The organism is Bacillus sp. CH_70, from assembly GCF_038007045.1.
Taxonomy (GTDB): Bacteria; Bacillota; Bacilli; order Bacillales; family Bacillaceae_G; genus Bacillus_A; species Bacillus_A cereus.
Genome location: NZ_JBBOWL010000001.1, coordinates 4,513,046 through 4,531,078, shown reverse-complemented (window position 1 = coordinate 4,531,078; position 18,033 = coordinate 4,513,046). Strand labels below are relative to the sequence as shown.

Below are 18,033 nucleotides of genomic sequence, written 5' to 3'. Positions count from 1 at the left end.
TTGTATTTGTAAGTAAACTCGTTAACCAGGGGGAGTGGATACCCTCTAATTATTTAAAGTTTCACTTTATTCACTTGAGCAAAAACATCGCAGTTCGAAAATATATTATAATAGAATGAAAAGAAAGAAATTTGGCAGAAAGGGAGGGTGGCGATGCAGGAGATGGTTAAAGATTTTTTTGGACGCCCACTTCAAGATTTACGTATATCTGTCATTGATCGTTGCAATTTTAGATGTACATATTGTATGCCAGCGGAAATATTTGGGCCAGATTATGCTTTTTTGAAAGATGAGTTTTTACTAACTTTTGATGAAATTGAGCGTTTGGCAAAATTATTTGTTAACATCGGTGTACGAAAAATTAGAATTACTGGCGGTGAGCCACTACTTCGTAAAGATTTAGCAAAACTTATTGCACGTCTTGTGAAAATTGATGGGCTAATAGATATAGGGTTAACTACAAATGCTATCCATTTAACGAAACAAGCGAAGGCATTAAAAGAAGCTGGATTACATAGAGTGAATGTTAGTTTAGATGCGATAGATGACGACATATTTAAGAATATTAATGGTCGAAATATTAATACGAAACCGGTGATTAAGGGAATTATAGCAGCTAAAGAGGCGGGGCTGGAAGTAAAGGTAAATATGGTTGTGAAAAAAGGGATGAACGATCATCAAGTACTTCCGATGGCTGCGTATTTTAAAGAGCAAGGAATCACGCTTAGGTTTATTGAGTTTATGGATGTTGGTAGTACAAATGGGTGGAATTTTGATCAAGTCGTTACAAAACGAGAATTGATTGAGATGATTCATAAGGTGTATCCGCTTGAGCCAGCTGAAGCCCATTACTTTGGTGAAGTTGCGAAGCGATATCGGTATGTTGGAACAAATGTTGAAGTTGGTTTTATTACATCTGTTTCTGAGTCATTTTGTGCCTCTTGTACGAGGGCGAGAATTTCGGCAGATGGAAAGTTTTATACGTGCTTATTTGCGACAGAGGGTTTGAATGTAAGAGAACTTCTTAGAGGGAATCTTTCGGATGAGGAGTTATTAAGTGTTATACAAGATGTATGGATGAATAGAAAAGATAGGTATTCGGATGAACGGACAGAAGAAAGTGCAAAAAATCGTCCGAAAATCGAAATGTCTTATATAGGAGGATAAGAAAGGGGGCTATCGCATGCAGGAGCGATATTCAAGACAAATATTATTTTCTGGTGTTGGAGAAGAAGGACAGAGAAAAATAAGAGAGAAGCATGTGCTTATTATTGGTGCTGGTGCTCTCGGTGCGGCAAATGCAGAAGCGATTGTTAGAGCAGGGGTTGGAAAAGTAACGATTGCTGATCGTGATTATGTAGAATGGAGTAATTTACAAAGACAACAACTATACACAGAAGAAGATGCAAAGCAGTATAAACCGAAGGCGGTAGCGGCTGCAGAGCATTTAAAAGCGATTAATTCTGAGGTGGAAATAAATCCGGTTGTGACGGATGTAACGGTGCAAGAAATGGAAGAATTAGTGAATGATGTAGATTTAATATTAGATGCGACAGATAATTTTGAAACGCGTCTTCTCATTAATGATATTTCACAAAAGTATAATATTCCATGGATATATGGTGGTTGCGTCGGGAGTTACGGAGTAACGTATACAATTTTACCAGGGAAAACACCGTGTTTTCGCTGTTTAATGGAGCATCCGGCGAGCGGAGCAACATGTGACACAGCTGGTATTATACAACCGGCAGTACAATTAGTAGTTGCGCATCAAATTACGGAAGCGCTGAAAATATTAGTAGAAGACTTTGGGGCGCTTCGTGAAACGATGTTATCGTTTGATCTTTGGAATAATCAACAGATGGCATTTAAAGTGAATAGGCAGAAAAAAGATACTTGTTTATCTTGCGGAAGGTTACGTACATATCCGAGCTTAACATTTGAAGCACAAACAAAAACAGAAGTGTTATGTGGGCGAAATACAGTACAAATTCGCCCGGGTGTGCGGAAGAATTTTAATTTAGAAGAAATTAAAAAGCGCTTACAAAGAAGCGTAGAGATAAAGGCGACACCTTATTTATTATCATTTCCGGTAGAAGAATATCGTTTTGTTTTATTTACAGATGGCAGGGCGTTTATTCATGGGACGAATGATATGAATGTAGCGAAAAGTTTATATGCAAGGTATATAGGTTGAACCTAAAGGAAACCCTTTAGGTTCAACGGAGAGAGGATTATGAATTTCTCGTATAATCTCCACTTTTTCCACCTGTTTTTTCAAGTAAGTACGTTTCGCCGATAATCATACCTTTATCGACAGCTTTACACATATCATACACAGTAAGAGCGGTAGCGGAAGCAGCTGTTAAAGCTTCCATTTCAACACCGGTGCTACCTTCTGTTTTAACTTTTACTTCAATGAGTAAACGATATTGTTCTTCTGATTGTTTCCAATCGAAAGAAACGTCAACACCTTTTAATAATAAAGGATGGCACATTGGGATAATATCAGAAGTTCGTTTCGCGGCCATAATGCCTGCGATTTGCGCAACTGCTAATACGTCACCTTTCCCAATTTCATTGTGAGAGATTTTATCGTAAATTTCTTTCGTAACGACAATGCTAGAGCACGCAATTGCTGTTCGAACGGTTGTTTTTTTATCGCTTATATCAACCATTTTTGCGCGTCCTTGGTCATTAAAATGTGTAAATGAAGACATGGAATTCCTCCTTGAAGTAATTTCTATTGAATACATAAAGTTTAATCGAGATAAAAAAAATTGCAAATATGAGGTGAGAAACGATGGTAGAAAAACGAATTCCAATTCAAGTTGCTGAGGCAGTAGAACGGGTAATGAAATATGCGAAGTATGGTGAAGTAGAAGAAATTTCTATTACGGAAAGTTACGGGAGAATTCTCGGGGAAGATGTTGTCTCAGATCATGACGTTCCTCATTTTGATCGTTCCCCTTACGACGGTTTCGCCATTCGAGCAGAAGATACGAAAGGAGCAACCCAAGAAAATCCAATTGAATTTGAAGTAATAGGAGAAATCGGGGCGGGGTCTGTTTTTTTAGAAGAAGTAGGAGCTTTTAAAGCGATTCGCATTATGACAGGAGCAGCTATTCCAGAAGAATGTAATGCAGTCGTAATGCTCGAGCTGACAGAAGGGTTTGAGAAGAACGGGAAAACATATATGAAGTTAAAACGCCCTTTTAATAACGGTGACAATGTGTCGTTTAAAGGAGAAGACATAAAACAAAATCAAGTTCTCGTTAAGAAAGGTGTTGCAATTAATCCAGGTGTTGCGGCCTTACTAGCAACGTTTGGATATAGTACTGTGAAAGTTGTAAAACAGCCTGTTGTCGGTATTGTAACAACAGGAAGTGAATTACTAGAAGTACATGAGCCGTTACAGCCGGGGAAAATTAGAAATAGTAACTCGTATATGATCGCAGCTCAAATTATGAAAGCTGGCGGGAAAGTTCGTTATTATGGTCAACTCGCCGATGAGCTAGATGCATGTTTTACAGCTGTTCAATTAGCGATGGATGAGGTCGATATTTTAATTACAACAGGCGGTGTATCAGTAGGAGATTATGACTACTTACCAGCTATTTATGAAAGGTTACAGGCGAATGTACTCTTTAATAAAATAGCGATGAGACCGGGAAGTGTAACGACAGTAGCTGAAGTTGATGGGAAGTTACTTTTCGGTTTATCAGGAAATCCGTCTGCTTGTTATGTAGGCTTTGAATTATTTGTGCATCCAATTATAAAAACGTATTTGTATGCGAAGGAACCTCACGTATATAGAGCGGATGCTATTTTACAAAAAGATTTTTCAAAGCCAAATCCATTTACTCGTTTCGTAAGAGCAAACGTAACGATTGTGGACGGGGCGTTACAAGCGATGCCGGTTGGTTTAGATAAATCGAGTGCGGTATCTTCACTTGCAGATGCGAATGCTTTTATCGTGTTACCTGGAGGAACGAGAGGATTTGAGACTGGGATGAAAGTATCCGTATTATTGTTAGAGCACTCTGAGGGATGTGATTGGCCATGGGCAAAGCCCCTTCAATCTTACAAATAGTAGGATATCAAAATAGCGGAAAAACGACACTTGTAGAGAAAATTGTGCATGTGTTAGCTGAAAGTGAAATAAAAGTTGCTACAATTAAACATCACGGGCACGGAGGTTTTCCAGAAGTAGCGCAAAAAGATAGCGAAAGACACCGTAAAGCTGGTGCTGTCGTAAGTAGTGTAGAAGGTGCTGGATTGCTTTCACTTTCTTCACTAAGAAAGAAATGGTCCTTGCAAGAAATTATTCGCTTATATGAGTTTTTTGAAGTGGATACAATTTTAATAGAGGGCTATAAAAAAGAGAACTACCCGAAAGTAGTGTTACTTCGTTCTGCGGAAGACGTTGAACTTTTACATAAAGTAGAAAATATAGTGGCGATTATTACGTGGTATGATGTCCCGGCAAATATACGAGAAGAATATGAAGTATTTCATATAACAGAAGAAGAGTTGTACATAGACTGGTTTTTACAAGCGGTTAGGAGTGCGAAATGACAAATACATATTATGAAGTAATTGATACAGAAATCTCGATTGAAGAGGTAACGAAGAAAGTGATTCGACGTGAATGCGGTGCTGTTACAACATTTATTGGAACGGTTAGAGAGTTTACGAAAGGGCGTCGTACATTATACTTAGAGTATGTTGCTTATAAGACGATGGCAGAAAAGATGCTAGAGAAAATTGGTCTGGAAGTGAAAGAGAAATGGCCGGGTACATATGTTGCGATTACACATCGCATCGGTACGTTGCAAATTTCTGATATAGCGGTTGTTGTTGCTGTTTCAACACCACACCGTAAAGCGGCTTATGAAGCAAACGAATATATTATGGAACGCATAAAACAAATTGTTCCGATTTGGAAAAAGGAGTTTTGGGAAGATGGTGACTCATGGATTGGTGATCAATTAGAAAAAACACCATATCCGGCGGGAGAGCCTGGGAAGGAGCTATAAGTATGATTCGAGTATTGTTATTTGCGCACTTGCAAGAAGAGGCAGGAACAAGTGAATTACAAATAGAGAAAGAAAATATTACGGTTGCAGAGTTAAAAGATGTTGTTGCGAAAGAATATAATGTACCAGTTTCAGAGCCAATTATGGTTGCGATTAATGAAGAATACGCAAATGAAGATGACAGGGTCCAAGATGGTGATGTGGTTGCACTTATACCACCAGTGAGTGGTGGTTAATATTGGATTCATTAAAACGACTTTCCTAAGTAGGGGAAGTCGTTTTTTTATGGCGTTTTTGAGAACACTAACTTATAGGATAAGGAGGACGTTATGAAAAAAATATGTGTAATTATTACAGCGATATGTTCTATCTTTTTCTCTTCTCCAAGCGATTCTTTCGCGAAAGAATCAAGAGAACAGCTTTTAGAGAGTGCGTTATTGAATAGGTACTATTCGGTTATTAGACAAGTGACAGAAGATCAATATGAATGTGATGCAGTTATAAATATAAAGCGTCTCGGCAGGAAAGATGAATTTGTTCCTAGATTTGAAGTGATGCTACAATTTCTTACATTTCAAGGGGCGCATAATCCGCCAAATGACAAAGTTACACTTACTTTGGAGGATTATTTAGATCATATAAAGGTAAAAAATGTGGAGCGAGAAAAAAATGTTTCTAATGATGTTGTAGAAAAGATTTGTGTTCGCAAAAAAGAAAAAATGAAAGCTCATTCTAATGATTGAGAGCGGTAACTTATTCCGCTATTTGCGGGATGATTAAAGTTTCAATTTATGACATTTTACAGAGAAAGGTAATGGGCGATGGATATATTTTTAGCAATTTTACCAGCTATATTTTGGGGGAGTATTGTGTTATTTAACGTAAAACTGGGCGGGGGACCGTATAGTCAAACGCTTGGAACAACGTTTGGAGCACTTATTTTCTCAATTGTTGTTTATATTTTTATGAAGCCAGTATTAACACCTACTGTGATTGGGGTTGGAGTTGTGTCAGGTTTATTTTGGGCGCTTGGTCAGGCGAATCAATTGAAAAGTATTGATTTAATGGGCGTTTCGAGGACGATGCCAATTTCAACAGGACTTCAATTAGTTGCGACGACTTTATTTGGCGTTATCGTATTTCATGAATGGTCCACGACAATATCGGTCGTCCTTGGGATTTTAGCGCTCGTTTGTATTATTGTCGGTGTTATTTTAACATCACTTCAAAGTGAAGAAGAAAAGAATGCAGAGCAAGCAGCAAATTTTAAAAGAGGTATCATAATTTTATTAATTTCAACAGTCGGTTATTTAGTTTACGTAGTAGTGATTAGACTATTTAACGTAGATGGTTGGTCAGCTTTATTACCACAAGCAGTTGGTATGGTATTAGGAGGGATTTTGCTTACCTTTAAACATCATCCATTCAATAAATATGCAATCCGAAATATTATTCCAGGATTAATTTGGGCAGCTGGAAATATGTTTTTATTCATTTCGCAGCCGCGTGTTGGAGTCGCAACAAGTTTCTCGCTATCGCAAATGGGGATTATTATTTCCACGCTTGGTGGGATCCTTATATTAGGTGAAAAGAAAACGAAACGCCAATTAACGGGTATCGTTGTCGGTATCGTTTTTATTATTGCAGCCGGAATTATGTTAGGTATAGCAAAAAGTTAAAGGAGGTATTGAAATGTATAGTGATTTAGAAGGAAAAGTGGTCGTTATTACAGGATCAGCAACTGGTCTTGGTAGGGCGATGGGAGTAAGGTTTGCTAAGGAAAAAGCGAAAGTGGTTATTAATTATCGCTCACGAGAATCAGAAGCAAATGATGTGTTAGAAGAAATTAAAAAGGTAGGCGGAGAAGCGATTGCTGTAAAAGGTGATGTCACGGTCGAATCAGATGTTGTGAATCTCATTCAATCTGCTGTGAAAGAATTTGGTACGCTTGACGTTATGATTAATAATGCAGGGATAGAAAACGCGGTACCGTCGCATGAAATGCCACTTGAAGATTGGAATAAGGTAATTAATACAAATTTAACAGGTGCTTTTTTAGGAAGTCGTGAAGCGATTAAATATTTTGTAGAACATGATATTAAAGGGTCTGTCATTAATATGTCTAGTGTTCATGAGAAAATTCCGTGGCCACTATTCGTGCACTATGCAGCGAGTAAGGGTGGTATTAAACTGATGACAGAAACGTTAGCGCTAGAATATGCGCCAAAAGGTATTCGAGTAAATAATATTGGACCAGGTGCAATTAATACGCCGATTAATGCAGAAAAGTTTGCTGATCCTAAAAAACGTGCTGACGTAGAAAGTATGATACCGATGGGCTATATTGGAAACCCTGAAGAAATTGCAGCAGTAGCAACTTGGCTCGCTTCTTCAGAGGCGAGTTATGTAACGGGCATTACGCTATTTGCAGATGGTGGAATGACGTTATATCCATCGTTTCAAGCTGGGCGTGGGTAATATAAAAGGACGAAGAGATAAAACTCTTCGTCCTTTTTTTACAAAAAAAATAGCGGCCAGCTATTTTAAATTTAGTGATTAATTGTATCTTGAAGAAATTCTGTTGCTTGATGTTCAGTAACATTTTGTACGAGCGCGACTTCGCTAATCATCATTTTTCGTGCATTATCTAGCATTTGTTTTTCGCTCGCATTTAATGCTCTCTCTTTATTGCGGCGAAGTAAATCCCGAACAACTTCTGCGCTATCTTGTAAATTGCCATTTTTCATTTTTTCCATATTCATTGTATATCTTTGTTTCCATGATAGTGATGGGTCTGACTCCCCGTTTTGAAATTCAAGAAGTATATCATCTAACGTACCTCGATCAACGATATAACGAATACCCGATTTTTTTAATTGATCCATCGGAAGCATTACTTGCATATCTTTACTAATGATGCGTATCACACAATATTGACGTGAAGTACCTAATATTTCTTTCTCTTCAATTGCTTCAATGATTCCTGCACCGTGCATTGGATAAACGATTTTATCACCAATTTGAAACAAATCATCCACCTCCATATGTGGTAACCACTTTTAATGATAGCATACGTATGTAAAAATGTCAAATTTTATATAATAACATAATATTTATATTCGAGTCAATAAGATAAAGTGCTTTTTTATGTTTTTTTTGGGGACCTTATTTATCGTGATTTTTTTAGAAAAATAGTACAGGTGAAGAAAGAAGGCATATCCACTTATTTTTAAGCATAAAATGTAAAAGCGCTAATACAATATACCTAAATCCGTTCTTTGCAAAGGAGGGAGAGAAGGTGGGGCGCACAATAAAAATTGATATTACAAATAAAGTTGTAGCTAAATTTAGACAAAATTATTTGGAATTATATACGAGTAAATTTATGATAGGTAAGTTTTATGTCTATACTGAAGATAAAGAATATGTGTTAGAAGACGGATATATATATGAGAATGGAAAGTTTTATCGCATCATAGATACGCACCGTGGCAATAATCAAGCGGCGGAGGGCTGCGATCTAGGACGGTGTTAACATGATTCGTGTGAAAGTATTTGATGAAAGTCACGAAAAAGACTTAGAAGATGCTGTAAATGTTTTTTTGAAAAAGATTGATGATAGCAACTTTGTAGATATTAAATATCAAGTTGGTGTTTCCATTAACGACGATGAAAACCAAATTTATTGTTTTTCAGCAATGATCGTTTATAAAGCATAAAAAAGAGCTGGGTGAGCCAGCTCTTTTTTATGCTTTATGTTGGGACAACATGTGTCGGTAATACATTCATAATAGATTGGGGGGCGCCTAATTTCTTTGTCGTTAAAAGAGGCTCCCCTGTTTCATGGTTTTGGGCATCTTTACACATACCAAGGTGATAACGATCACCTAAAAATGGATCAATATAAAAACCATTTTTGAATACTTTATCATTTGGATGTTTTTCATGATGAATATCAGAGCAGTTAATGCAATAGAACATAGCGTTCAACCCCTTTTTATTTTGTTTGAAAAAAGTGAGTCGGTAGTCATTTCGCTCCTAAGGAAATGTTGAGGAGAAGAGAAATAACTACCTACTCAAATGGTGGGCATATTCCTTCTGATTTGTCATATCTCGCGTATTGTCCCTGAGGGAAGGAGGAGAGACGAAGTACGCATGATATAAGTAAGGCGTTTCTTTCAATATGAATGATGGAGTTTCATGTTGAGAGAAGTTTTTATTTTGTATTGCCTTTGTGAGTATATTATGAGGAAATGCTAAGAGGGTGTTTGTCCTGTTGAAAAAATGTTGAGAATTTCTCAACAGTAAAAGAATTAGCGTTGACATGAAACTAAAAGGTGTTATATCATCGAAGTGAAACCAAAAGGTGTTATGTTATAACGCCGAGTAAAGGAGAATGAAAATGGAACAACAAAATACATTAAATGATATTAAACAAACAATCGTTTTTAACGCGTCCATTCAAAAGGTATGGAGTGTAGTATCAACTGCAGAAGGGATTGCGTCATGGTTTATGCCAAATGATTTTGTATTAGAGGTAGGACATGAATTTCATGTGCAATCGCCATTTGGGCCATCACCATGTAAAGTGTTAGAAATTGATGAGCCAAACCATTTATCTTTCTCATGGGATACAGATGGCTGGGTTGTTTCATTTAATTTGAAAGACTTAGGAGATAACAAAACAGAATTTACGTTAATTCACGGCGGCTGGAAACATCCTGATGAAATTCTTCCGAAAGCGAATGCGAAGAGCTCTATTATTCGCGATAGAATGAGCGGTGGTTGGGTAGCGATTGTAAATGAAAAACTGAAAAAGGTTGTCGAAGGCTAAGTGTCCTCGTCAGCAGCGAAATATGATGTATTTCAAGCAATTGCTGATCCAACCCGCCGAGAAGTAATACGGTTATTAAGTGACAAAGAGTTACCGATTTCCAAAATAACGGATCATTTTCCGATGAGTCGTACTGCGGTTGTAAAGCACCTTCATATTCTTTCGGAAGCGAATTTAGTAAGTGGAAGAAAAAGCGGAAGAGAGAAGATATATCGTTTGCATCCAGAACCATTAGAAGAATTACAACAGTGGCTCTCGTATTATGAACGTTTTTGGGATAATAAATTATCCATGCTGAAACATATTGTGGAGAATGAAGAATAAAAAAAGGGTGACCAAAATGGTCATCCTTTTTATTGTTGCTCACTTGTTTGTGTAGCTGGCTTTAATAAAAGCCAAGCAATAATTAATGTAAATACTGCTAATACGAAAGTGCTCATATAAATGACATGTACGCTTGATGCTAATGCGGATTGTGATTCGGTTACTACGTTTGCTGTAGTACCGCCATGTCCACCAGATACAAGATCAAGATTTTTAATACCACGTGCGTGAATCATCGTATTGAAGATTGTACCGAATATTGCAGCACCTAACGTTTGACTAAATGTATTAATAAATGTATTTAAACCAACAGCTGTTCCGCGTGTATGAGCTGGTACGGCTGCTTGAATTGTTACCATGTAAATCGGTGTCACAAGCCCCATTCCTAAGCCGAATAATCCGACTGCTACATAAATAAGGAACGATGGTGAATTTGTTGATAGTGTAAATAATAAGAACGTAGCAACTGATAAGATGCTAGCTCCAAGTAAAATAATTTGTTTCGTTTTTAACTTGCCAACTAAGTTACCCGAGAACATAGCCCCAAATGTCCACATAACAGGAATTGGCATTAAAATGAGTCCAGCTTCTGTTGCATTTTTTCCTAAAACACCCTGGCTCCAAATTGGAAGATACACAGTAATACTAATAATCATTGCGCCAGCAATAAGAGTTAATATATTTATCGTAGATAATGTACGGTTAGAGAAAAGTGCTAGCGGAATTAATGGTTCCGGAGATTTTTTCTCGATGAACAAGAAAATAATGAATGAAATAGCGGCAAAGATTAATAGGCCGATAATTGTCATGTCTCCCCAGTTTTGCTTACTGCTACCTGTTAATAATGCATATAGTAGAGCGATTGTACTTAATGAAAAAACTGTTGCACCAAGATAATCGATATGATGTTTAGCAGGTTTAATAGATTCTTTGTAGTAAATTACAATCATTAAGCAAGCGATAATTCCGAATGGGACGTTTAAGAAGAAAATATAACGCCAAGAAAGAGAATCAACTAAAAATCCACCTACTAACGGTCCGATAACACCGGATACACCCCAAACGGCACTCATCCAACCTTGTGCTTTCGCGCGGTCTTTCGCTTCGCTATATAAGTCTCCAATAATCGTCATTGTGATTGGCATAACAGCACCAGCACCGATACCTTGAAGCGCGCGGAAGAAAATTAATTGTTCCATCGATGTAACGACTCCGCAAAGTGCAGAACCGACTAAAAAGATTGTAGCCCCGATCAGTAAAACCTTTTTACGACCGAATAAATCAGCGAGCTTTCCGTATATTGGAGTCGAAACAGCTGTTGCAAGCATATAAATTGCATATACCCAACTAACAAGTTCGACGCCTGACAAATCACTCGTTATACGAGGGATTGCTGTACTAACAATCGTTCCTTCTACCGCAGAAAGAAACGTCATTAACATTAAAGACATCATGACTTTTTTTCTCATTTGTTTTCCCCTTACCCTTTTTAAATATTCAACAATATAAAATATAAAGGTACTAAGGTATATAAAGCAACAAAAAAGCAATGGAAAGTTACATGGAGCAGATGTTTATCGCTTCTTGTCGGTAAGTCGATATATTTGAGAAATCGCCGATATAAGTTGTAGAATCGCTGATAAATTTGGAAAATCGCCGATATAATTACAGAATCGCTGATATATCTGTGGAATCACCGATAATAATTTCATGTACCTATAAAAAAAAGAAACAGGAATCCCTGTTTCTTTTTTAATATTGCATTTTCGCGTTTTCTCCAGCTGTCGTTCCAGCAATTCTACCAGTAACAAGGGCTGATGTAATATTATAGCCACCAGTATAACCGTGAATATCAAGAACTTCTCCGCAGAAATATAAGCCGTTCGTAAATTTAGAAGACATTTCTTTCGGATTAATTTCTTTCACGGATACACCTCCGCCAGTAACGAATGCTTTTTCAATTGACTGCGTACCATTTACATTCACAGTAAACTCTTTAAAGTCTTTCACAAGTGCACGAATCTTTTCGTGAGAAACTTGTCCAGCTTGTTCACTACCGTCAATTTCATTTTTTTCTAATAAGAATAGGAAGTAACGTTCAGGGACATAACCTTTTAAAACGTTTTTAATTCCTTTTTTCGGATCTTCTTTCATTTGTTTCAGCATGCGCTGAAATAATTGCTCACTATTTTCCTCTGGCAATGCATCAATACTCATTTGTATTGTATTCGTTTTAAACTTTTTAAGTGCTTTCACGACGAATTGACTACAGCGAAGAGCAGCAGGACCAGATAGGCCGAAATGAGTGAAGAGCATGTCCATTTTGTGAGAAATGATAGCTTTTCCTTTCGGGTTTAATACGCTTAAGTTTATATCACGTAAAGCAAGACCTTGTAATGAGCGATCACGTATAAACGGCTCGTTTGACAGGATAGGTACTTCTGTTGGGAATAATTCTGTAATTGTATGACCTGCTTTTTCAGCCCAAGCGTATCCGTCTCCAGTAGATCCAGTTTGAGGAACTGATTTTCCGCCAACAGCGATAACGACGTGATTTGTTTCTAACACTTCGCCTGTTTGCAGTATAACTGCTTTCGTTTGACCATTTTCATATTCAATCGTTTCAACAGGTGTATTTGTACGGATTTTTACACCTAAGTTTTTTAATCGTGTTAAAAGTGCGTCTACAACAGATTGCGCTTTGTTTGACACAGGGAACATGCGACCGTGGTCTTCTTCTTTCAATTTAACACCAAGATTTTCGAAGAATGTAATAATATCTTCATTATTAAAAATAGAAAAAGCGCTGTATAAGAAGCGACCGTTTCCTGGTATATGTTTAACAATTTCATCAAGTGGTAGACGGTTCGTTACGTTGCAGCGTCCGCCACCAGAAATCGCAAGTTTACGCCCAAGTTTATTTCCTTTATCAAGAAGTAAGACATTTGCGCCTTCTTCTGCAGCACCAATTGCAGCCATTAGCCCAGAAGGACCGCCGCCGATGACAATAACATCATAATGCATAATATATCGACCTCATTTTCTACATTTCCTGCCTAAAAGAATAGCATGTTTTCCCTTAAAAGAAAAATAGAGTGAAGTACTGCTTAATGAGAGAATTGTGGTACAATACAAAAGTTAGAGTTCAGCACTATCCTGCTATTTGTAGGCGATAAGACTAAAACCTCAAGATTTAGGAGAAGTAAATAGGGAGTCTGTTAGCCTGTAAATGCTCGAATGGTTCAACTAATAAGGAGTAGGAGAGAAGTCTCCAACTAATTATAGTTTCACTTTATGTAGATGTAGGAGGATTTTTGTATGTCCGATTCGAAATTTCTGCGCGGAACGCTTATTGTTACGCTAGGGACATTTTTAGTAAAGTTCTTAGGCATGATTTACGTCTTTCCGTTTCATGCATTAGTAGGCACAGAAGGCGGAACGCTCTATACATATGGATACATTCCATATACGATCTTTTTAAGTATCGCAACGGCAGGTGTGCCGCTTGCTGTTTCAAAATTTGTTTCCAAATATAATGCGCTTGGCGATTATAAAACGAGCCGGAGAATGTTCCGCTCGGGAATGGTTATGATGATAGTAACAGGAGTTCTTTCGTTCCTAGTACTGTACATGACGGCGCCATTGTTTGCAGAAGCGATGCTTGGTAAACAAAGTATACACAATAATGTAGGAGAAGTTACGACGATCATTCGTCTTGTAAGTTTCGCACTTATTGTTGTACCAGCAGCGAGTTTAATTCGTGGTTATTTCCAAGGTCACCAGTCTATGGGACCAACTACCGTTTCACAAATTATTGAACAAATTATTCGTATCGTCTTTTTATTAGCTGGTAGTTTTATCGTTATTAAAGTACTTGGCGGTACAGTTGCAACAGCAGTTGGAGTAGCGACGTTTGCTGCGTTCGTTTCAGCGGTTGGAGCACTCGGTGTGTTAATTTGGTACTGGTTAAAACGTAAAAAATATTTGGATCAATATTTAATTGAACAAACTGTACCAGAATCAACAGTAAGTACCGTTCAATTGTTTAAAGAGTTATTCGCATATGCGATTCCTTACGTTGTAATTGGGTTAACAATTCCTTTATATCAACAAATTGATACATTGACATTTAACTCAATTATGCAGGCGATTGGTCAAGGTGATATCGCAGAGCGAGCGCTTGGTATTTTCACAATGTGGACGCATAAGTTAATTATGATTCCTGTATCACTTGCAACAGCGTTTAGTTTAACGCTTGTACCAGCAATTACAAAATCATTTACTGAAAAACAATACCGCTATTTGAAATTACAAATTACACAAACATTCCAAGCAAATATGTTTTTAACATTGCCAGCAGTTATCGGTATTTCAACACTTGCATATCCAATTTACACTGCTTTCTATGACTCAGATCCATTAGGTGGACAAGTATTAATGTGGTATGCACCAGTTGCATTGTTATTTGCTTTATTTACAGTAACAGCGGCAATTCTTCAAGGGATTAATCAGCAAAAGCATGCGATTGTCGCGCTTATTATGGGTGTTATTTTGAAATTTGTATGTAACGTAATCTTTATTCGTTATTTCGGTACAGTAGGAGCAATTCTAGCGACCGCAGTTGGTTTCTTAGCTTCTGTTTGGTATACAAATCGACAAATTAAAAAATACGCACACTATTCATTCGGTGTTGTATATAAAAGAACATTCCAAATTGCAGTACTGACACTTATAATGGTCGTTGCTGTAAAACTATCACAATGGCTTCTATCCTTCATGATTTCGCCTGATGGCCGTATTGGTGCTCTTATAACAGTTGCGATTTGTGCAGGTATTGGTGGTCTTGTTTACGGATTGTTAGCAATTCGCACAGGAGTACTTGAAAGAGTATTTGGCGGAGAAGCATTAGATAAAATTCAACGTAAACTTGGTAGTAGATTTAAAATAAAGTTGAAATCAAGAGGGGCGTAATTACGTCCCCTTTTCTATGATAAATAAAGAAGGTGAAAAACGTGAGATTAGATAAATTATTAGCGAATATGGGATATGGAAGTAGAAAAGAAGTAAAGAAATTATTGAAAGATGGCGTTGTGAAAATTGATGGAACGCCAGTAAAAGATGCGAAAGTTCATGTAAATGTAGAAGAGCAAGAAGTTATGATTCACGGTGAAGTTGTGGAATACAAAGAGTTTGTTTACTTAATGATGCATAAACCACAAGGTGTTATTTCAGCGACGGAAGATGATAATCATGAAACAGTAATAGATTTATTAGAATTAGAAGATGCAATCTTTGATCCGTTCCCAGTTGGACGACTTGATATCGATACGGAAGGTTTCTTATTGATAACAAATGATGGGAAGTTATCACATCAATTATTATCTCCTAAAAAGCATGTGCCGAAAAAATATTATGCACACGTTGCAGGAGTAGTAACAGAAGAGGATGTAAAAGAGTTTGCTAAAGGTGTTATTTTAGACGATGGCTATGAAACAAAGCCCGGTGCGCTTACAATATTGAAAAGCGATGATATTTCTGAAATTGAGCTTGTGATTACGGAAGGGAAATTCCATCAAGTGAAGCGTATGTTTGAAGCGGTAGGGAAAAAAGTAGTCTACCTAAAAAGAACAGAGATGGGTCCGTTAGTATTAGATGAAGAACTAGAACTTGGACAATACCGAGAGCTAACAGATGAAGAAGTAGAAATGTTAAGAACATATCAAGTAGATACTGAAAAGTAGTACCTTTATAGGTGCAGAAAAAACCCCTTTCTAATAGTTAGAAAGGGGTATGTATTTATTTACATACAATTATTTTTCGTTATGAGGTCATTCTCACTTTCTTTCCTGTTGTTGTCCACTTACCGCGGCAAGGGCTATACACGAGTTCATTAAACTGCAACACATTTAGATCACGTTGTATCGTTCGCGGTGTGATCCCGAACTCATCTACAAGGTCTTTCGTCGTTACCGTTCCGTTTTCATTGATGTACATATAAATTGATTTAATGCGTGTTAGCATACGAGTAGTTGTAGGTTTCAAGAGAAAACCACTCCTCTACTAGTTTTTTTGACCCCATTCAGGAAAGAAGGTCGTTACTACCATTGTACTCTACATGATAAAATTCATGCTTTAATCTACTTAAATTTTACAAAAGTTTAACAAATATTTATATAGAAAAATATTGGTAGTTGACATTGTATATATGGTCAGTCAACTAACACATAAAATTCTACGTAAAACGCCAAATTCCTGCAAATTTTTTTGAAAAAATAAAAGAAAAACTAATAAGAAATGTCTGAAATATTACAATTGTTCGGTATTTAGTTTTCGTGTATGGCATAAGGGATTTCGGTTTGCTATGATGAAAGAGATAATATAGTGAAGGATGGATGCGTGATGTCAGCGATTAATTGGACTGAAGAAGTTGCAAAACGAAAAGATGATTTAATTCGTGATACACAACAATTTTTACAAATTAAAAGTGTATGGGAAGAAGAATCGGCGAAAGAAGGCGCACCATTCGGTGAAGGTGTAGAAAAAGCGCTATCTTTCATGTTACATAAAGGAGAAGCTGAAGGTTTTGCTTCTAAAAATTTAGAAGGATATGCAGGTCATCTTGAAATGGGACAAGGAGAAGAGTTAGTAGGTATTCTTTGTCACGTTGATGTTGTACCAGAAGGAGATGGCTGGACGACTCCTGCGTATAGTGCGGATATTCGCGACGGAAAGATTTTTGCACGTGGTGCAATTGACGATAAAGGCCCAACGATGGCAGCATATTATGCGATGAAAATTGTGAAAGAATTAGGCTTACCTCTTTCAAAACGTGTGCGTATGATTATAGGAACAGATGAGGAAAGCAATTGGAAATGTGTAGATCACTACTTTAAAAACGAAGAAATGCCAACAATCGGTTTTGCACCAGATGCAGACTTTCCAATTATTAATGCAGAAAAAGGAATTTCTGATATACAAGTTGTGCAAAATGGTAGTGAAGAGAAAAAAGGTACATATGAACTTGTTTCATTTGATTCAGGGCGTCGTTTAAATATGGTTCCTGATTTTGCAGAAGCAGTTATTACAGGAGAAGATGTAAATGCACTTACAGTAGCATATGAAGAGTATTTACAAACTGCTAAAAAAATAGGGAAATCGACTATAGAAGGCAATACAGTGACGTTGCAAATAGAAGGAATTTCAGCGCACGGATCTACTCCTGAAAAAGGAGAAAATGCAGGTTTATTATTAGCAAACTTCTTAACTACAGTTTCACTTGATGGAAAAGCAACTGCATTTGCGACATTTGCAACAGAAACATTTACTGGTGATATTTTTGGTGAAAAAGCTACTATTGCTTATAAAGATGAAATTAGCGGTCCATTAACAGTGAATGTTGGTCGCCTTTCTTATACGAAAGAGAATGGTGGTAATTTAGGATTAAACGTACGTTACCCAGTTACGACTAACTTTGAAGAAATGATTGCAAAGTTAAAAGAATATGTAGGTACGTATGGATTTGCAGTAGCAGACTATTCTAACTCTCGTCCGCATCACGTTGATAAAGATCACGAATTAATTCGTACGTTGCAACGTGTATATGAGGAACAAACAGGTGAAAAAGCTGAATTGTTAGCAATCGGCGGAGGTACTTATGCTCGCTCATTAAAAGCTGGTGTGGCATTTGGACCGCTATTCCCTGGAAAAGAAGAACTTGCGCATCAAAAAGATGAGTACATTGAAATTGAAGACTTATTAAAAGCAACAGCAATTTATGCGCAAGCAATTCATGAACTAGCGAAGTAAAGTGAAACTTTAATCGCCGATATATGAATA

Annotated in this window: 22 protein-coding genes; 16 read left to right on the top strand and 6 right to left on the bottom strand. The window is 37.2% G+C overall.

What is annotated here, in order from left to right:
• The first annotated feature begins 153 nt into the window (after positions 1-153).
• Together moaA and N2V79_RS23185 are read left to right on the top strand one after the other, a co-directional pair.
• Complete coding sequence (gene moaA, locus N2V79_RS23190) at positions 154-1,167, top strand: GTP 3',8-cyclase MoaA (RefSeq protein ID WP_088023171.1); 1,014 nt, start codon at positions 154-156, stop codon at positions 1,165-1,167.
• Between the two features lie 16 nt (positions 1,168-1,183).
• Positions 1,184-2,197 carry a molybdopterin-synthase adenylyltransferase MoeB gene (locus N2V79_RS23185; RefSeq protein ID WP_078400693.1) on the top strand — a complete coding sequence of 338 codons (1,014 nt, stop codon included), beginning with the start codon at positions 1,184-1,186 and terminating at the stop codon, positions 2,195-2,197.
• Positions 2,198-2,234: 37 nt separating this feature from the next.
• Here the strand turns inward: N2V79_RS23185 and moaC are convergent, their stop codons facing one another.
• Positions 2,235-2,720: a cyclic pyranopterin monophosphate synthase MoaC gene (moaC, locus tag N2V79_RS23180; protein ID WP_000094153.1), complete on the bottom strand. Its 486-nt coding sequence runs from the start codon at positions 2,718-2,720 to the stop codon at positions 2,235-2,237.
• 83 nt (positions 2,721-2,803) lie between these two features.
• Here moaC and N2V79_RS23175 point away from each other — a divergent pair, with 83 nt between their 5' ends.
• The 7 genes from N2V79_RS23175 (at position 2,804) to N2V79_RS23145 (ending at position 7,517) form a co-directional block, all read left to right on the top strand.
• Positions 2,804-4,093 (top strand): molybdopterin molybdotransferase MoeA, encoded by a 1,290-nt coding sequence (locus N2V79_RS23175; RefSeq protein ID WP_053563525.1) that lies wholly within the window; start codon positions 2,804-2,806, stop codon positions 4,091-4,093.
• The gene (gene mobB, locus N2V79_RS23170; protein WP_340720244.1) at positions 4,063-4,578 is read left to right on the top strand and encodes a molybdopterin-guanine dinucleotide biosynthesis protein B; all 516 of its coding nucleotides are present in this window, start codon (positions 4,063-4,065) and stop codon (positions 4,576-4,578) included. Before N2V79_RS23175 ends, mobB begins: the two co-directional genes overlap by 31 nt.
• Positions 4,575-5,039 (top strand): molybdopterin synthase catalytic subunit MoaE, encoded by a 465-nt coding sequence (moaE, locus tag N2V79_RS23165; protein ID WP_000185943.1) that lies wholly within the window; start codon positions 4,575-4,577, stop codon positions 5,037-5,039. The genes mobB and moaE overlap by 4 nt, the downstream gene beginning before the upstream one ends.
• A gap of 2 nt (positions 5,040-5,041) precedes the next feature.
• Positions 5,042-5,275 carry a molybdopterin converting factor subunit 1 gene (gene moaD, locus N2V79_RS23160; protein ID WP_000621772.1) on the top strand — a complete coding sequence of 78 codons (234 nt, stop codon included), beginning with the start codon at positions 5,042-5,044 and terminating at the stop codon, positions 5,273-5,275.
• Between the two features lie 93 nt (positions 5,276-5,368).
• Positions 5,369-5,782, top strand: a complete 414-nt coding sequence (locus tag N2V79_RS23155; RefSeq protein WP_088023165.1) for a DUF3888 domain-containing protein — start codon at positions 5,369-5,371, stop codon at positions 5,780-5,782.
• Between the two features lie 78 nt (positions 5,783-5,860).
• Positions 5,861-6,718: a glucose uptake protein GlcU gene (glcU, locus tag N2V79_RS23150; RefSeq protein ID WP_000350865.1), complete on the top strand. Its 858-nt coding sequence runs from the start codon at positions 5,861-5,863 to the stop codon at positions 6,716-6,718.
• A gap of 13 nt (positions 6,719-6,731) precedes the next feature.
• Positions 6,732-7,517 carry a glucose 1-dehydrogenase gene (locus N2V79_RS23145; protein ID WP_053563527.1) on the top strand — a complete coding sequence of 262 codons (786 nt, stop codon included), beginning with the start codon at positions 6,732-6,734 and terminating at the stop codon, positions 7,515-7,517.
• A gap of 71 nt (positions 7,518-7,588) precedes the next feature.
• Here N2V79_RS23145 and N2V79_RS23140 read toward each other — a convergent pair whose 3' ends face one another.
• Complete coding sequence (locus N2V79_RS23140; protein WP_000451442.1) at positions 7,589-8,083, bottom strand: CarD family transcriptional regulator; 495 nt, start codon at positions 8,081-8,083, stop codon at positions 7,589-7,591.
• A gap of 254 nt (positions 8,084-8,337) precedes the next feature.
• On the opposite strand from N2V79_RS23140, the gene N2V79_RS23135 reads away from it, so the two are divergent.
• Complete coding sequence (locus tag N2V79_RS23135) at positions 8,338-8,574, top strand: DUF2553 family protein (protein WP_000533806.1); 237 nt, start codon at positions 8,338-8,340, stop codon at positions 8,572-8,574.
• 1 nt (position 8,575) lies between these two features.
• Positions 8,576-8,758 (top strand): sporulation protein Cse60, encoded by a 183-nt coding sequence (locus N2V79_RS23130; RefSeq protein WP_000621751.1) that lies wholly within the window; start codon positions 8,576-8,578, stop codon positions 8,756-8,758.
• Positions 8,759-8,792: 34 nt separating this feature from the next.
• Here the strand turns inward: N2V79_RS23130 and N2V79_RS23125 are convergent, their stop codons facing one another.
• Complete coding sequence (locus N2V79_RS23125; protein ID WP_016080023.1) at positions 8,793-9,020, bottom strand: DUF3973 domain-containing protein; 228 nt, start codon at positions 9,018-9,020, stop codon at positions 8,793-8,795.
• Positions 9,021-9,441: 421 nt separating this feature from the next.
• On the opposite strand from N2V79_RS23125, the gene N2V79_RS23120 reads away from it, so the two are divergent.
• Together N2V79_RS23120 and N2V79_RS23115 are read left to right on the top strand one after the other, a co-directional pair.
• The gene (locus N2V79_RS23120; protein WP_000437769.1) at positions 9,442-9,873 is read left to right on the top strand and encodes an SRPBCC family protein; all 432 of its coding nucleotides are present in this window, start codon (positions 9,442-9,444) and stop codon (positions 9,871-9,873) included.
• A complete protein-coding gene (locus N2V79_RS23115; protein ID WP_000098837.1) occupies positions 9,874-10,197 on the top strand; it encodes an ArsR/SmtB family transcription factor in 324 nt (107 codons plus the stop codon).
• 29 nt (positions 10,198-10,226) lie between these two features.
• On the opposite strand, the gene N2V79_RS23110 is transcribed toward N2V79_RS23115, so the two are convergent.
• Both N2V79_RS23110 and N2V79_RS23105 read right to left on the bottom strand, forming a co-directional pair.
• A complete protein-coding gene (locus tag N2V79_RS23110) occupies positions 10,227-11,666 on the bottom strand; it encodes an MDR family MFS transporter (protein WP_088023162.1) in 1,440 nt (479 codons plus the stop codon).
• A gap of 283 nt (positions 11,667-11,949) precedes the next feature.
• Positions 11,950-13,221 (bottom strand): BaiN/RdsA family NAD(P)/FAD-dependent oxidoreductase, encoded by a 1,272-nt coding sequence (locus tag N2V79_RS23105; RefSeq protein WP_078400688.1) that lies wholly within the window; start codon positions 13,219-13,221, stop codon positions 11,950-11,952.
• Positions 13,222-13,515: 294 nt separating this feature from the next.
• Between N2V79_RS23105 and N2V79_RS23100 the strand changes: the two genes are divergently transcribed.
• Positions 13,516-15,168 carry a putative polysaccharide biosynthesis protein gene (locus N2V79_RS23100; RefSeq protein WP_001284026.1) on the top strand — a complete coding sequence of 551 codons (1,653 nt, stop codon included), beginning with the start codon at positions 13,516-13,518 and terminating at the stop codon, positions 15,166-15,168.
• 41 nt (positions 15,169-15,209) lie between these two features.
• Complete coding sequence (locus N2V79_RS23095; protein WP_001234948.1) at positions 15,210-15,938, top strand: pseudouridine synthase; 729 nt, start codon at positions 15,210-15,212, stop codon at positions 15,936-15,938.
• Positions 15,939-16,017: 79 nt separating this feature from the next.
• On the opposite strand, the gene N2V79_RS23090 is transcribed toward N2V79_RS23095, so the two are convergent.
• Complete coding sequence (locus tag N2V79_RS23090; RefSeq protein ID WP_000805512.1) at positions 16,018-16,239, bottom strand: DeoR family transcriptional regulator; 222 nt, start codon at positions 16,237-16,239, stop codon at positions 16,018-16,020.
• 357 nt (positions 16,240-16,596) lie between these two features.
• Here N2V79_RS23090 and pepV point away from each other — a divergent pair, with 357 nt between their 5' ends.
• A complete protein-coding gene (gene pepV, locus N2V79_RS23085; RefSeq protein WP_001274237.1) occupies positions 16,597-18,003 on the top strand; it encodes a dipeptidase PepV in 1,407 nt (468 codons plus the stop codon).
• The last annotated feature ends 30 nt before the right edge of the window (positions 18,004-18,033 follow it).

Excerpts from the sequence above, each read along its gene's own strand:
- moaA (WP_088023171.1), top strand. The coding sequence starts at position 154 with ATGCAGGAGATGGTTAAAGATTTTTTTGGACGCCCACTTCAAGATTTA.
- moaD (WP_000621772.1), top strand. The coding sequence starts at position 5,042 with ATGATTCGAGTATTGTTATTTGCGCACTTGCAAGAAGAGGCAGGAACA.
- N2V79_RS23125 (WP_016080023.1), bottom strand. The coding sequence starts at position 9,020 with ATGTTCTATTGCATTAACTGCTCTGATATTCATCATGAAAAACATCCA.
- moaE (WP_000185943.1), top strand. The coding sequence starts at position 4,575 with ATGACAAATACATATTATGAAGTAATTGATACAGAAATCTCGATTGAA.
- mobB (WP_340720244.1), top strand. The coding sequence starts at position 4,063 with ATGGGCAAAGCCCCTTCAATCTTACAAATAGTAGGATATCAAAATAGC.
- N2V79_RS23145 (WP_053563527.1), top strand. The coding sequence starts at position 6,732 with ATGTATAGTGATTTAGAAGGAAAAGTGGTCGTTATTACAGGATCAGCA.
- N2V79_RS23105 (WP_078400688.1), bottom strand. The coding sequence starts at position 13,221 with ATGCATTATGATGTTATTGTCATCGGCGGCGGTCCTTCTGGGCTAATG.
- N2V79_RS23120 (WP_000437769.1), top strand. The coding sequence starts at position 9,442 with ATGGAACAACAAAATACATTAAATGATATTAAACAAACAATCGTTTTT.
- N2V79_RS23130 (WP_000621751.1), top strand. The coding sequence starts at position 8,576 with ATGATTCGTGTGAAAGTATTTGATGAAAGTCACGAAAAAGACTTAGAA.
- glcU (WP_000350865.1), top strand. The coding sequence starts at position 5,861 with ATGGATATATTTTTAGCAATTTTACCAGCTATATTTTGGGGGAGTATT.
- N2V79_RS23185 (WP_078400693.1), top strand. The coding sequence starts at position 1,184 with ATGCAGGAGCGATATTCAAGACAAATATTATTTTCTGGTGTTGGAGAA.
- N2V79_RS23100 (WP_001284026.1), top strand. The coding sequence starts at position 13,516 with ATGTCCGATTCGAAATTTCTGCGCGGAACGCTTATTGTTACGCTAGGG.
- N2V79_RS23155 (WP_088023165.1), top strand. The coding sequence starts at position 5,369 with ATGAAAAAAATATGTGTAATTATTACAGCGATATGTTCTATCTTTTTC.
- pepV (WP_001274237.1), top strand. The coding sequence starts at position 16,597 with ATGTCAGCGATTAATTGGACTGAAGAAGTTGCAAAACGAAAAGATGAT.
- N2V79_RS23140 (WP_000451442.1), bottom strand. The coding sequence starts at position 8,083 with ATGGAGGTGGATGATTTGTTTCAAATTGGTGATAAAATCGTTTATCCA.
- moaC (WP_000094153.1), bottom strand. The coding sequence starts at position 2,720 with ATGTCTTCATTTACACATTTTAATGACCAAGGACGCGCAAAAATGGTT.
- N2V79_RS23110 (WP_088023162.1), bottom strand. The coding sequence starts at position 11,666 with ATGAGAAAAAAAGTCATGATGTCTTTAATGTTAATGACGTTTCTTTCT.
- N2V79_RS23175 (WP_053563525.1), top strand. The coding sequence starts at position 2,804 with ATGGTAGAAAAACGAATTCCAATTCAAGTTGCTGAGGCAGTAGAACGG.